The sequence below is a fragment of the Roseovarius gaetbuli genome, assembly GCF_900172365.1.
Lineage (GTDB): Bacteria > Pseudomonadota > Alphaproteobacteria > Rhodobacterales > Rhodobacteraceae > Roseovarius > Roseovarius gaetbuli.
Genome location: NZ_FWFJ01000047.1, coordinates 15,121 through 27,916 on the forward strand (window position 1 = coordinate 15,121; position 12,796 = coordinate 27,916).

General features: G+C 58.3%; 13 protein-coding genes. 7 read left to right on the forward strand and 6 right to left on the reverse strand.

The features are described from left to right. The first annotated feature begins 23 nt into the window (after positions 1–23). Together ROG8370_RS16945 and tdh are read left to right on the forward strand one after the other, a co-directional pair. Positions 24–1,223, forward strand: a complete 1,200-nt coding sequence (locus ROG8370_RS16945) for a glycine C-acetyltransferase (RefSeq protein ID WP_085828351.1) — start codon at positions 24–26, stop codon at positions 1,221–1,223. An 8-nt stretch (positions 1,224–1,231) separates the two neighbouring features. Continuing rightward, on the forward strand, positions 1,232–2,254 hold the full coding sequence (gene tdh, locus ROG8370_RS16950) for an L-threonine 3-dehydrogenase (RefSeq protein WP_212580103.1): 1,023 nt from the start codon (positions 1,232–1,234) through the stop codon (positions 2,252–2,254). 3 nt (positions 2,255–2,257) lie between these two features. On the opposite strand, the gene ROG8370_RS16955 is transcribed toward tdh, so the two are convergent. Next, entirely contained in the window at positions 2,258–2,779 is a 522-nt protein-coding gene (locus tag ROG8370_RS16955; RefSeq protein ID WP_085828353.1) for a glutathione peroxidase, read from the reverse strand. Positions 2,780–2,907: 128 nt separating this feature from the next. Between ROG8370_RS16955 and msrB the strand changes: the two genes are divergently transcribed. From msrB to ROG8370_RS16970, 3 genes are all read left to right on the forward strand, one after another. After that, the gene (gene msrB, locus ROG8370_RS16960) at positions 2,908–3,363 is read left to right on the forward strand and encodes a peptide-methionine (R)-S-oxide reductase MsrB (protein WP_085828354.1); all 456 of its coding nucleotides are present in this window, start codon (positions 2,908–2,910) and stop codon (positions 3,361–3,363) included. After that, a complete protein-coding gene (msrA, locus tag ROG8370_RS16965; protein ID WP_085828355.1) occupies positions 3,360–3,872 on the forward strand; it encodes a peptide-methionine (S)-S-oxide reductase MsrA in 513 nt (170 codons plus the stop codon). Before msrB ends, msrA begins: the two co-directional genes overlap by 4 nt. 61 nt (positions 3,873–3,933) lie before the next feature. Next, complete coding sequence (locus tag ROG8370_RS16970; RefSeq protein ID WP_085828356.1) at positions 3,934–4,854, forward strand: DMT family transporter; 921 nt, start codon at positions 3,934–3,936, stop codon at positions 4,852–4,854. A 3-nt stretch (positions 4,855–4,857) separates the two neighbouring features. Here ROG8370_RS16970 and ROG8370_RS16975 read toward each other — a convergent pair whose 3' ends face one another. The 5 genes from ROG8370_RS16975 to ROG8370_RS16995 all read right to left on the reverse strand — a co-directional run bounded on the left by ROG8370_RS16975 (position 4,858) and on the right by ROG8370_RS16995 (position 10,166). After that, a complete protein-coding gene (locus ROG8370_RS16975) occupies positions 4,858–6,183 on the reverse strand; it encodes an NAD(P)/FAD-dependent oxidoreductase (RefSeq protein ID WP_085828357.1) in 1,326 nt (441 codons plus the stop codon). Then, the gene (locus ROG8370_RS16980) at positions 6,180–6,995 is read right to left on the reverse strand and encodes an ABC transporter permease (protein WP_085828358.1); all 816 of its coding nucleotides are present in this window, start codon (positions 6,993–6,995) and stop codon (positions 6,180–6,182) included. The genes ROG8370_RS16975 and ROG8370_RS16980 overlap by 4 nt, the downstream gene beginning before the upstream one ends. After that, complete coding sequence (locus ROG8370_RS16985; protein WP_085828359.1) at positions 6,992–7,882, reverse strand: ABC transporter permease subunit; 891 nt, start codon at positions 7,880–7,882, stop codon at positions 6,992–6,994. The genes ROG8370_RS16980 and ROG8370_RS16985 overlap by 4 nt, the downstream gene beginning before the upstream one ends. Positions 7,883–7,886: 4 nt before the next feature. Next, entirely contained in the window at positions 7,887–9,011 is a 1,125-nt protein-coding gene (locus tag ROG8370_RS16990; protein WP_085828360.1) for an ABC transporter ATP-binding protein, read from the reverse strand. A 69-nt stretch (positions 9,012–9,080) separates the two neighbouring features. Further along, the gene (locus ROG8370_RS16995) at positions 9,081–10,166 is read right to left on the reverse strand and encodes a polyamine ABC transporter substrate-binding protein (RefSeq protein WP_170925283.1); all 1,086 of its coding nucleotides are present in this window, start codon (positions 10,164–10,166) and stop codon (positions 9,081–9,083) included. 145 nt (positions 10,167–10,311) lie between these two features. On the opposite strand from ROG8370_RS16995, the gene ROG8370_RS17000 reads away from it, so the two are divergent. Together ROG8370_RS17000 and ROG8370_RS17005 are read left to right on the forward strand one after the other, a co-directional pair. Beyond that, positions 10,312–11,007 carry a GntR family transcriptional regulator gene (locus ROG8370_RS17000; RefSeq protein ID WP_085828362.1) on the forward strand — a complete coding sequence of 232 codons (696 nt, stop codon included), beginning with the start codon at positions 10,312–10,314 and terminating at the stop codon, positions 11,005–11,007. A gap of 89 nt (positions 11,008–11,096) precedes the next feature. Further along, on the forward strand, positions 11,097–12,494 hold the full coding sequence (locus ROG8370_RS17005; RefSeq protein WP_085828363.1) for an aspartate aminotransferase family protein: 1,398 nt from the start codon (positions 11,097–11,099) through the stop codon (positions 12,492–12,494). Positions 12,495–12,796 lie beyond the last annotated feature (302 nt).

Consider the following 12,796-nt stretch of genomic DNA (forward strand, 5'->3'; position numbering starts at 1 on the left):
GTGAAATAGAATGGGAGAGACCGATGGCGCGCGCATCTAAGCGATTTGACGATGATATTGCCGGGCGGCTTGACGGGCTGCGCGACGAGGGGCTTTACAAACGCGAACGTGTGATTGCCTCGATGCAGGCGGGTGAAATCCGGCTGGCCGATGGTCGTGAGGCGATCAACCTTTGTGCCAACAACTATCTTGGCCTTGCCGACAATCCCGAGATCATCAAAGCCGCGCATGACGCGCTTGATCGCTATGGGTTTGGCATGGCCAGCGTGCGCTTTATCTGTGGAACCCAGGAAGAACATAAGGCGCTTGAGGCGCGCATTGCGGGGTTCCTCGGGAAGGAAGATTGCATCCTCTATCCAAGTTGCTTTGATGCGAATGCCGGTTTGTTCGAGACTATTCTTGGTCCCGAGGATGCGATTATTTCCGATGCCCTCAACCACGCAAGCATCATTGACGGGGTCCGCCTGTGCAAGGCGCAGCGCTATCGCTATGCCAATAGTGACATGGCCGATCTTGAGCGATGCCTAAAGGAGGCGCAGGGCGCGCGGCATCGGTTGATTGCCACGGACGGCGTATTTTCGATGGATGGCTATTATGCGCGTCTTGACGAGATCTGTGATCTGGCCGAGCGGTATGATGCGATGGTCATGGTGGACGATTGCCATGCCACCGGCTTTGTCGGGCCAACCGGGCGCGGGACGCCCGAGATGTTTGGTGTGATGGAGCGGGTTGATATCCTTACCGGGACGCTTGGCAAGGCGCTTGGCGGCGCGTCTGGTGGCTATACCGTGGCAAGCGCGGGACTGGTTGATTGGCTGCGGCAACGCTCGCGGCCCTATCTGTTCTCGAACACGCTGGCGCCGGTGATTGCCGGGGCTTCGATCAAGGTGTTTGAGATGTTGGAAGACGGCGCCGAGCGTCGCGCGCGCCTGTGGGAGAATGCCGGGTATTTCCGCCAGAGAATGGGCGCACTTGGGTTCGAGCTTTTGCCCGGTGAGCACGCGATCATTCCGGTGATGTTGCGCGACCCGAAGCTGGCGCAGGATATGGCGGCGAAATTGGGCGAAAAGGGCGTGTTTGTGACTGCTTTTTCATTTCCTGTGGTGCCTAAGGCTCAGGACCGCATTCGTACACAGATGAGTGCGGGCTTGACCCGCGAGATGCTCGACAAGGCAATTGACGCCTTTGCCGAGGTGGGCCGTGACCTGGGAGTTATCCAATGAAGAATGAGATGAAGGCGCTTGTGAAATCGCGGCCGGAGCCGGGCCTTTGGATGAAATATGTGCCGGTGCCCGAAGTTGGCCCAAGCGACGTGTTGATCAAGGTCCGGAAATCGGCGATCTGCGGGACCGATGTGCATATCTGGAAATGGGACGAATTCAGCGCGAAAACCGTACCCGTTCCAATGGTTGTTGGCCATGAATTTGTCGGCGAGATCGTCGATATGGGTGCCGCCGCCGTGAAATACCGGATCGGTCAGAGGGTAAGTGGCGAGGGCCATATCGTCTGTGGCACCTGCCGGAATTGTCGCGCTGGCCGAGGACAGCTTTGCCGCAATACCAAGGGGGTTGGCGTGCACAGGCCCGGCTCTTTTGCCGAGTATCTCTGTATTCCCGAAAGCAATGTCGTGCCGATCCCGGAAGACATTCCCGATGAAATCGCGGCGATCTTTGATCCCTTTGGCAATGCGGTGCATACCGCGCTTAGCTTTGATCTTGTGGGTGAGGATGTGCTTGTTACTGGCGCGGGGCCGATTGGCATAATGGGTGCGCTGGTCGCTCAAAAGGTTGGGGCGCGCAAGGTGGTGATCACCGATATCAACCCCTATCGGCTTGATCTAGCGCGTAAAATGGGGGTGCAGCATGTGGTCGATGTCAGCCAGGAGCACCTCGCCGATGTGATGGCAGGGATCGGCATGACCGAAGGTTTTGATGTGGGTCTTGAGATGTCAGGTGCGGCCCCGGCGATGCAGCAGATGATTGCGCGGCTCAACAACGGCGGCAAACTTGCGCTTCTTGGGATCGCGCCGACAGAATTTGCCGTCGATTGGAACAGCGTGATTTTCAAGATGCTGAATATCAAGGGCATCTATGGCCGCGAGATGTACGAGACCTGGTACAAGATGATCGCGCTGGTGCAGTCGGGTCTTGATATGTCGGGCCTGATCACGCACCGCATCTCGATTGATGATTACGAGGCCGGATTTGCCGCGATGATGTCGGGCAATTCTGGCAAGGTCGTGATGGATTGGTAGGCTCTATTTCGGCAGGAAAGCTTCAATCGCCTGTGTCACTTTGCGTGACAGGGGCCGGGTCGTTGCCCCATGGGTCGCGGCCACAGTGCCGTCCGGGGCAAGCAGGATCTTGTTGAAATTCCAGCTCGGTTCAAACTGCGCCTCCTCGGCGACCGAGGCATAGAACGGATGCGCCTTTGCCCCGGTTACCGGGGTGATCGTAGTCATCGGCAGGGTCAGCCCATAGTTTATTTCGCAGAACTCCTTGACCTTTTCTTCTGTCGCAAGCTCTTGGCGAAAATCGTCTGACGGCACTGTGAGAACCACAAGACCGCGCGCGCTGTATGTGTCATGCAGCGCCTGAAGCCCTTCGTATTGTCCGGTAAAGCCGCATTGCGAGGCGGTATTGACCACAAGAACCGGGCGACCCGCCCAATCCGAGAGCTTGAGCGTACCACCGTCGATATTGCCAAATTCGGCGTCAAGATTAAGCGCCGCTGCGGGCACGGCCCACAAAAAGGTGAATAGAATCGCAAGATGACGCATATGAGCCTCCGGGTTGTTAAGGGTTATACGCCGAGCGGCCGGTCTTTGGATCACCAATTGTGGTAAATTTCATTTGAATTTCGCCCGCGCGCCCCATCTGATAGGTATGATCACCCCGGGTTAGGAGAATGACATTGAACGACTATACCAAAGACCCGAACGCCATCGCGGCCCTTAACCCTGAAGAGTTTCGGGTGACGCAGAAAAATGGCACAGAACGCCCAGGCACGGGCAAATACCTCGATAACAAAGAGCCGGGCATTTACGTGGATATCGTCAGTGGCGAGCCGCTTTTCGCGAGCTCTGACAAATACGAATCGGGCTGTGGCTGGCCCAGCTTTACCAAGCCGATCGAACCGGCGCATGTGACCGAAATCAACGATTTCACCCTTGGGATGATCCGTACCGAAGTCCGGAGCCAGCATGGCGATAGCCATCTTGGGCATGTCTTTCCTGACGGACCGCGCGACAGGGGTGGCTTGCGCTATTGCATCAATTCCGCCAGCCTTCGGTTCGTGCATCGCGATGATATGCAGGCCGAAGGATATGGCGATTATTTTGATCAAGTGGAGGATGTGACATGAGCGAACGCGCTGTTTTGGCTGGTGGGTGTTTCTGGGGCATGCAGGATTTGATCCGCAAATTGCCCGGCGTGATTTCAACGCGCGTCGGTTATACTGGCGGCGATGTGCCCAATGCCACCTATCGCAACCACGGCACCCATGCCGAGGGGGTCGAGATCTTCTTTGACCCCTCGAAAATCAGCTATCGTCAGGTGCTTGAATATTTCTTTCAAATTCACGACCCGACCACTGCAAACCGCCAGGGCAATGATCTGGGGCTTAGCTATCGTTCGGCGATCCATTACGTCGACGACGCGCAAAAGGCCGAGGCGCTGCGCACCATCGCCGATGTCGAGGCCAGTGGCCTCTGGCCCGGTAAAGTCGTGACCGAGGTTGAACCCGTCGGCGATTTCTGGGAGGCAGAGCCAGAGCATCAGGATTACCTGAAACGGCTTCCGCAGGGCTATACCTGTCATTTTCCGCGGGCCGATTGGGTGCTTCCGAAAACCACGGCTGATAACCCGGCTTAGGCAAGCTCAGGCCGGAATAGTCACTGTTTTGGCCTGATCAAAGGCGCGAAGGAACCAACCCATGCGGCCCCTGACCGGCATCGCGCTCAAACTTATCTCGGTGACCCTGTTCATCACGATGTCGGCGCTGATCAAGGCGGCCTCGGGGCATGTGCCGCCGGGCGAGGCGGTGTTTTTCCGTTCGGCCTGTGCCATTCCGGTGATCCTGATCTGGCTTGCTTGGCGTGGCGATTTGCGCACCGGGCTTCAAGTGGCCTCGCCAATCGGGCATTTCTGGCGCGGTTTCGTCGGCACCGCCGCCATGGGCATGAGCTTTGCCGGCCTCGGCCTCTTGCCGTTGCCCGAAGTGACCGCGATCAGCTATGCCGCGCCGCTTCTGGTGGTGGTGTTTGCCGCCATGTTTCTCAATGAACAGGTTGGCGTTTACCGGATCGGGGCGGTGGCGCTTGGCCTTGTCGGGGTTCTTATCGTTCTTGCCCCGCGTCTGAGCGCGTTGAGCGGGCCGATGGTTGAAACGGCACAGGCGGTGGGCGCGATGGTGGTGCTGACCGGCGCGATTTGTGCGGCATTGGCCCAGATTTATGTGCGCAAACTGGTCCAAACCGAAGAAACCAGCGCGATCGTCTTTTACTTTTCGATCACCTCGACAGCGCTGTCGCTTTTGACCATCCCGTTTGGCTGGGTCCTGCCGTCGTGGTTTGAGCTTGGCCTCTTGGTGACGGCCGGCATCCTGGGTGGCTTGGGGCAGATCTTCCTGACCTCATCCTATCGCTTTGCCGATGCAAGCGTCGTCGCGCCGTTCGACTATGCCTCGATCCTTTTCGCGCTTTCGATTGGCTATTTCGTCTTTGACGAGGTGCCGACGAGGGCGATGCTCACCGGGGCGGCCTTGGTGATCCTGGCAGGATGTTTGATCATCCTGCGCGAACGCCAGCTTGGGATTCAGCGCAACAAGGCCCGCGCCGCGAGAACGCCGGATTAGAGTCTAACCCCGCATCAGCGTCGCGAGCGCATAGGGCGGCCAGAGCATGGCGCGGCGCAGCCGACCAAGGGGCCAGCGGCGCGGCGCGGCCTGCATGATTTTTGGATAGAGGTGCTCGGGCGCTTTTCCTTGAACGAGATCGGCCAGCAACGCGCCGGCATAGCTGCCCATCGCCACGCCATTGCCGTGAAACGACATGGCCGTAAACGCGCCGGGCATATCCGGAATTGGCCCCGCATAGGGCGTCAAATCAGGCGCAAGACTAAGCAGGCCGTTCCAGCTATGGGCGCTTTCCACATGCCGCCATGCCGGGAACATTGCCTCGAAGTGCCGCCGGATGGTGCGATGCATGCGTTTGTCAAAGTTGGCAGAACTGAATAGGCCACCGCGCATGCCAAAAAGCATTCGTTTGTCAGGCATCAGGCGGAAATAGTGAAGAAAAAAGCGGTCGTCATAGCACATCTGATGGTTTGACCAGCCCTGCGTGGAGATCTCCTCATCGTTAAGCGGGCGGGTGACGATCACATTGGATTGCGTGGGCAAATAGCGCGCGCGCATCCAGCCGGGCAGGTCGTCGGATGAATACCCGTTGGTCGCCACGATAAGGCATTTTGCGGCGACCTCTGCCTTTGGCGTGCTCAGGTGAAAGCCGTTCACCTGTTCGATCTTTGTCACTGGCGAGTTTGCAAAAATGCGCGCACCTGCGCGGGTCGCAGCGCTTGCAAGCCCGAGGGCATATTTTAGGGGGTTCAGCGCCACGCCAATCGGCGTCGTCAAAGCCCCATGAAACGGGCCCTGCATGCCATTTTGGGCAAGATCAGAGCCTGAAATCAGGCTGGGTGTCACGCCATAATCCGCCTCGATCTGTTTCGCGCGGGCGGTAAAGTCAGCGGCGGCTTTTGGCGTATGCGCCAAGAGGGTTTCGCCGTCAGAGTGTAGGTCGGCGGCAATCCCATGCTCTTTGATCAAAGCCTTCGCAAACGCTGCGGCTTCGGCCTCGCTCCGGCGGTATTCGCGGCGGGCCTCTTCGCCGTAAAGCTTTCGCAGCATCCCGTCAGAGGCTGCCGATCCGCCAAGACAGCAAAACCCGCCATTGCGCCCGGATGCGCCCCAGCCGGGGGTTTCGGCCTCGAACACACAGACATCCTCGCCCGCCTGTGCAAGGTGCAACGCGGCAGAGAGCCCGGTAAATCCGGCGCCGATGATGGCCACGTCACAGGTGATCTTGTCGCGCGCCTGTGAAAACTCAGGAACCTGCACTGTTTCGGCCCAAAAGCAGCGCTCGCGCGGGCCGTTTCCGTAAGTGTAATCGGGGTAAACGCGGCTCATGCGTGGACTGCTGCGCGCTCATCCGCCTGTTGGCGCAGGCTTGCGCGCTTGGTGATCAGAGAGGCCGTGATCACCCCGACGGCGACAATCGCGATCATGATGGTCGACAGCGCGTTGATCTCGGGCGAAACGCCAAGTCGCACCGCGCTCCATATCTTGATCGGCAGCGTCGTGGACGATGGCCCGGCGGTAAAGCTTGCGATCACCAGATCATCCAGCGACAGGGTAAAGGCCAAGAGCCAGCCCGAGATCACCGCCGGCGCAATGATCGGCAGGGTCACAAGGCGAAACGCCTGAAACGAAGAACACCCAAGATCAAGCGCGGCCTCTTCCAGCGAATCATCAAACGTCACAAGGCGCGACGACACGACGACCGACACGAAGCACATCGAAAACGTGGTATGCGCCAGGATGATGGTGAATATCCCGCGATCAAGCCCGATGCCGATGAACAAAAGCAAGAGCGACAGGCCGGTGATCACCTCTGGCATCACCAATGGCGCATAAACCATGCCGGAAAATAGTGTGCGCCCCGGAAACCGCCCGGCGCGCACAAGCACAAGCGCCGCCATGGTGCCAAGCACGGTCGCGATACTCGAGCTGACAACAGCGACCTGCACCGTGACCCATGCGGCATCCAAAAACGCCTCGTTCTGCAATAGCTCGCCATACCATTTGGTTGAAAACCCGGCCCAGACCGTCACAAGTTTTGACGAGTTGAAGCTATAGGTGATCAGGATCAGCATCGGCAGGTACAGGAAGGCGAACCCAAGCGAAAGCGAGGTGACGTTAAACCAAGTGAGGCGTCTCATCCTTCAAGCTCCCGCTGTTTTTGCTCGTTGCGTTGAAACAGGACAATCGGAATGATCAGGATCAGCAACAACACCACCGCCACGGCGCCGGCCACCGGCCAGTCGCGGTTGTTGAAGAACTCTTCCCAGAGAACCTTGCCGATCATCAGGGTTTGCGAGCCACCCAAGAGCGAGGGGATTACGAACTCGCCGATGGTGGGGATGAAGACCAGGAAACAGCCCGCGATAATGCCGGTTTTCGACAGCGGCACGGTGATAAGCCAGAACGCCTTGAGCCGCGAACACCCAAGATCTTCGGCGGCCTCAAGAAGCGATCCATCCATCCGTTCCAGCGCCGAGTAAATCGGCAGGATCATGAACGGAAGATAGGTATAAACGATGCCGATGTAGACCGCCGTTGGCGTGTTCAGAATGGTCAGCGGCTCGGAAATCAGACCCAAACCCAGCAGGAATTGGTTCAGATACCCTTCGGTCGACAAAATACCCATCCACGAATAGACCCGGATGAGAAAGCTCGTCCAGAACGGCAGGATCACCAGCATCATCAAGGTGGGCCGCCAATGATCGGGCGCGTTGGCCATGCCATAGGCGATCGGATAGCCCACCAAAAGCGTCAGCGCGGTGGCGATAAGGGCGATCTTGAGTGACGAAATATAGGCCTTCCAGTAAAGATCATCGGTAGTCAGGAAGACGAAGTTTTCAAAGTCGAGCCCACGAAAGAACGCCTTGATCCCGGCCCATCCCTCGGAAAAATCAAGCGTCGGGGTATAGGGCGGGATCGCAAGGTCGATATCGCTCAGGCTGATCTTGAGGACGATGATGAACGGCACCAGGAACAGCGCCAGCAACCAGGCATAGGGCAGGGCGATAAGGGCAAACCGGCGCATCACATCATCCTTTCAACAAGATACCGGCGGTATCCGTCCAGGACAGCCAAACCCGGTCTTCCCAGGTAAAGCTGCGCCGCGACAGGCGCGTCGTATTTGCCGTCTGTGCCTTGACGATCTGCCCGCTGGACAGCTCGACGTGATAAGTGGAAAGATTGCCAAGATAGGCGATATCAAGGATTTTCCCCTCAAGCGCATTGCGCCGATCATCGGGCTTTTGCGCCGTAATAGAGACTTTTTCAGGCCGGATTGCGAGGTGGCATTCCTGTCCATTGTCGAACTCGGTATCAGATTCGGCAAAGAGCGTCGGCTGGCCCTCGGCAAAGGTAATTTCATAGGCGCCATCGCCGCGCCGGGCGGTTCCTCTTATGATCGTGACCTCGCCGATGAAATCCGCCACATAGACCGAATTGGGCATCTCATAGATGCGCGCCGGGGTGTCGGCCTGAACGATTCTACCGTCATCCATCACCGCCACGCGGCTGGCAACGGTCATCGCCTCTTCCTGATCGTGGGTGACGATCACGAAGGTGGTGCCGGTGGTTTCCTGAATATCCATCAGCTCGAACTGTGTATCCTGGCGAAGCTTGGCATCAAGCGCACCAAGCGGTTCATCCAGAAGCAAGAGTTTGGGCGCTTTTGCAAGGCTGCGGGCAAGGGCGACACGCTGACGTTGGCCGCCGGAAATCTGGTGGGGTTTGCGCTTGGCGAACTTCTCAAGCCGGGTAAGTTTGAGCATCTCGGCGACGCGTGCGGCGATCTCATCCTTGGATTTATTGTCACGCTTCAGGCCGAAAGCGATGTTTTCCCAGACCGACAGATGCGGGAAAAGCGCATAGGACTGGAACATCATGTTCACCGCCCGCTTGTTGGGCGGGATCGGCGCGATATCCTGCCCGGCCAAAAGGATCATGCCCTCTGTCGGGGCCTCGAAGCCGGCGAGCATGCGCATCATCGTGGTCTTGCCACAGCCAGAGGGGCCAAGTAGGGCAAAGAATTCTTTTTCATAGATATCAAAGGTTTGATTGTCGATCGCGGTGAAATCGCCGAAACGCTTGGTGACGTTCTTGAATTGAATCAGCGGTTTTGCGGTCGGATCATTCCAGGGCTCGAAAACGGTTTGTGACATACCCACCCCTGCCTGCATTGAGAAAACCCGCGCAGGATGCGACCTGCGCGGGTGATTTTCGTGATCCGATCAGGTGCCGGATTTGATCTTGGTCCAAAGGCGGGTCACGACCCGCTGTACCTTGGCCGGATAGGGCGTTGTGGTGAACAGGTTATCCAGAGTGGCGGCGTCGGGATAGATCGCCGGATCGCCGATCACGTCCTCGACAAGATACTCCTGGCTCGCCTTGTTGCCGTTGGCGTAATAGACATAGTTCGACGCCGCCGCCATGTTCTGGGCATCCATGATGAAGTTCAGGAACACATGCGCGCCATCGGGGTTGGGCGCATCGATCGGGATCGCCATTTGGTCAAACCACATCTGCGCGCCCTCTTTGGCGGCGTGATAGACGATTTCCACGCCATTATCGGCCTCGGCGGCACGGTCACGCGCCTGAAGGATATCACCCGACCAGCCGACCGCTACACAGATATCGCCATTGGCCAGACCGTTGATATACTCCGAGCTGTGGAATTTCTGGATATAGGGGCGGATCGCCATAAAGATCGGCTCTGCCTTGGCGATCACCTCGGGGTCATGGCTGTCGGGGTCTTCGCCGATGTACTTGAGAACCATCGGGATCATTTCGGCGGGCGCATCAAGGAAATGCACACCGCATTCGCCGAGTTTCTTCATGTTCTCGGGGTTCAGCACAAGTTCGAGACTATCAAGCGGGGCATCCTCGCCCAGCAGTTCCTTGACCTTGCCGACATTGGCGCCAATGCCGGTGGTGCCCCACATATAGTTGATCGAATAGGCGTTGTCGGGGTCGTACTGCTCGGTCCGGCTACTGACGACATCCCACATGTTGGCGTGGTTCGGAAGCTTGTCCATGTCAAGTTTCTGGAACGCGCCCGCCGTGATCTGGCGTTGCAGGAAAGTGCCCGAGGGCACAACCACGTCATAGCCCGACCCGCCCGCAAGCATCTTGGTTTCCAGAACCTCGTTGCTGTCAAACACGTCATAGATAAGATCAAGCCCGGTTTCGGTCTCGAACTTTTCAAGCAGCGCTTCGTCGATGTAGTCAGACCAGTTGTAAACCCGCACTTCTTCGGCCGAGGCGGTGATCGCCCCTAGCGCCAGAGCGGCGGTGGTGGTCATGATTAGATGTCGCATTATATTCTCCCGTTGGTCGGCATGTCGTCTGCCTTACCGCGGATTTGATCAAAAATTTCCGCTCATGGCAATATGGTAATGTTTTCATGCAGCCGCTAAACTCGCAAGGACAGACATTCAAAGGCATGGTTTGGACGCGCAACAGATGACGACAACCGCACAGAATTTGAGCACCCCAGAGGTCGCCACGCCCCGGCTTCCAGCACATGAGGTGATTTATCGCCAACTGCGCGATCTGGTGCTGTTTGGCGATCTGGCGCCGGGGCAGGCGGTAACCATTCAGGGCCTGTCCGAACGCCTTGGTGCCGGCATGACCCCGGTGCGCGAGGCATTGCGCCGACTCATTGCCGAAGGCGCGCTTGAATTCCAGGGCAACAGGCGGGTCAGTGTACCCCTGCTGAGCGCCGATAACATAAGCGAGTTAATCTTTGCGCGTCAATGGGTTGACCCCCACCTTGCCCTAAGAGCCACAGAGCGTGCAAGCCTGAGCGATCTGGACCAGTTGCGTGCGCTGGACGATGATCTCGACAGTGCCATCGCGCGTGGTGATCTGCGCGCCTATCTCGAGCTGAACTATCGGTTTCACAAGCGTCTCTATGAGATTGCCGAGGCGCCGATTTTGGCGCGCATGGCCGACGGGCTCTGGCTTCGGTTTGGTCCGTCGCTTCGGGTGGTTTGCGGGCGTATGGGCACTCAGAATTTGCCGGACAAGCACAAGGCCATGATAGAGGCGATGCAGGCCCGCGATGCAGAGGCCGCAGCGCGCGCAATCCGAGAGGATGTCATCCAGGGAATGGAGCAAGTGCGCCAATCCTTGGAGCAATCAGGCGCTTTGTGCTGATTCGATTGACAGCGAGTAATTTGATCATATTCTGAGGCAAAGGCTGGCCCGCGCGCCAGCGAGTCTCTTTATTCGCGAAAGGTATGACCATGACGGCAATCACCAACCACATGCCCACGGCCGAGTTGCAGGCGCTTGATGCCGCGCATCACATGCATCCCTTCACCCATAACAATGAACTTGAGCAAAAGGGTGCCCGCATCATCACCCGCGCCAAGGGCGTGACCCTGACCGACAGCGAAGGCAATCAGATCCTGGATGCGATGGGGGGGCTTTGGTGCGTCAACATCGGCTATGGCCGCGAAGAACTTGCCGAGGTGGCGGCACGGCAGATGCGCGAGCTGCCGTTCTACAACACCTTCTTTCAGACCACCCATGTTCCGGTGATCGCGCTGTCGGCCAAGCTTGCCGAACTGGCGCCGGGGGATTTGAACCATGTGTTCTACGCCAGTTCCGGCTCTGAGGCGAATGACACCAACATCCGCATGGTGCGCACCTATTGGGATGAAATGGGCCGACCTGAGCGCAAGGTGATCATCTCGCGCAAGAACGCCTATCACGGGTCAAGCGTCGGCAGCGGAAGCCTTGGCGGCATGTCGGGCATGCATGCACAGGGTGGCATGCCGATCCCCGATATCCACCATATCGATCAGCCCTATTGGTACGGCGAGGGCGGCGATAGAGATCCCGAAGAATTCGGCCTCGCCCGCGCCCGCCAGCTTGAGGAAAAGATCGAAGAGCTGGGCGCGCACCGCGTCGCCGCCTTTATCGCCGAGCCGATCCAGGGCGCCGGCGGCGTGATCATTCCACCGGCAAGCTATTGGCCCGAGATTCAGCGGATTTGTGAGAAGTACGGCGTCCTGCTGATCGCGGACGAGGTGATCTGTGGCTTTGGTCGGACCGGCAACTGGTTCGGAAGCCAGACCATGAACATCCGCCCCGATATCATGACCATCGCCAAGGGGCTTAGCTCTGGCTATGCGCCGATCGGCGGCTCGATTGTGAGCGACAAGATCGCCGAGGTGATCAATGCCTGTGAATTCAATCACGGCTATACCTATTCCGGCCATCCGGTATCCTGCGCGGTGGCGCTCGAGAACTTGCGTATCTTGGAAGAGGAACAGATCGTCGAGCGCGTGGCGCAGGACACCGGGCCTTACCTTCAGGAGAAATGGCAGGCGCTGGCCGATCACCCGCTGGTGGGTGAGGCGCGGATCGTCGGCATGATGGGCTCGCTTGCGCTGACCCCTCACAAGGAAAGCCGCGCCAAGTTTGCGGCGGATGCGGGCACGGCGGGCTATATCTGTCGCGAGCGCTGTTTCGCCAATAACCTGGTGATGCGCCATGTCGGCGACCGCATGATCATTTCGCCGCCCTTGGTGATCACCAAAGAGGAGATCGACACGCTTGCAGAGCGTGCCTGGGCCTCGCTTGATCAGGCGGCCGCGAAGCTCAAGGACGATGGCCTTATGAAGGCCGCCAGCTAACGCGGCCTGTCCAAATAGCGCGGCGGTGCCGCACAGGAGTGTGGGATGAGGGGCGCTGCCCCTCAAACTCCCCGGGATACTTTCGGCAAGAAGAAGCAGGCAGAGCCCCTTTTTTCTTCTGGCTTTAAATATCCCCGCCAGAGGCGCCGATGTGTTTCGCGATCGCGGCGGATTTAGTATCCACGCCGTGGAGCAAACCCTCCGACTTCCAGTCGGACCCGCTTCAGCGTGAAAGAATCGCTTTATGATCGTACCCTCAGAAAAATGAGCCGCAGCCGGGTCGGAGGCTCATTTTTCTGAGG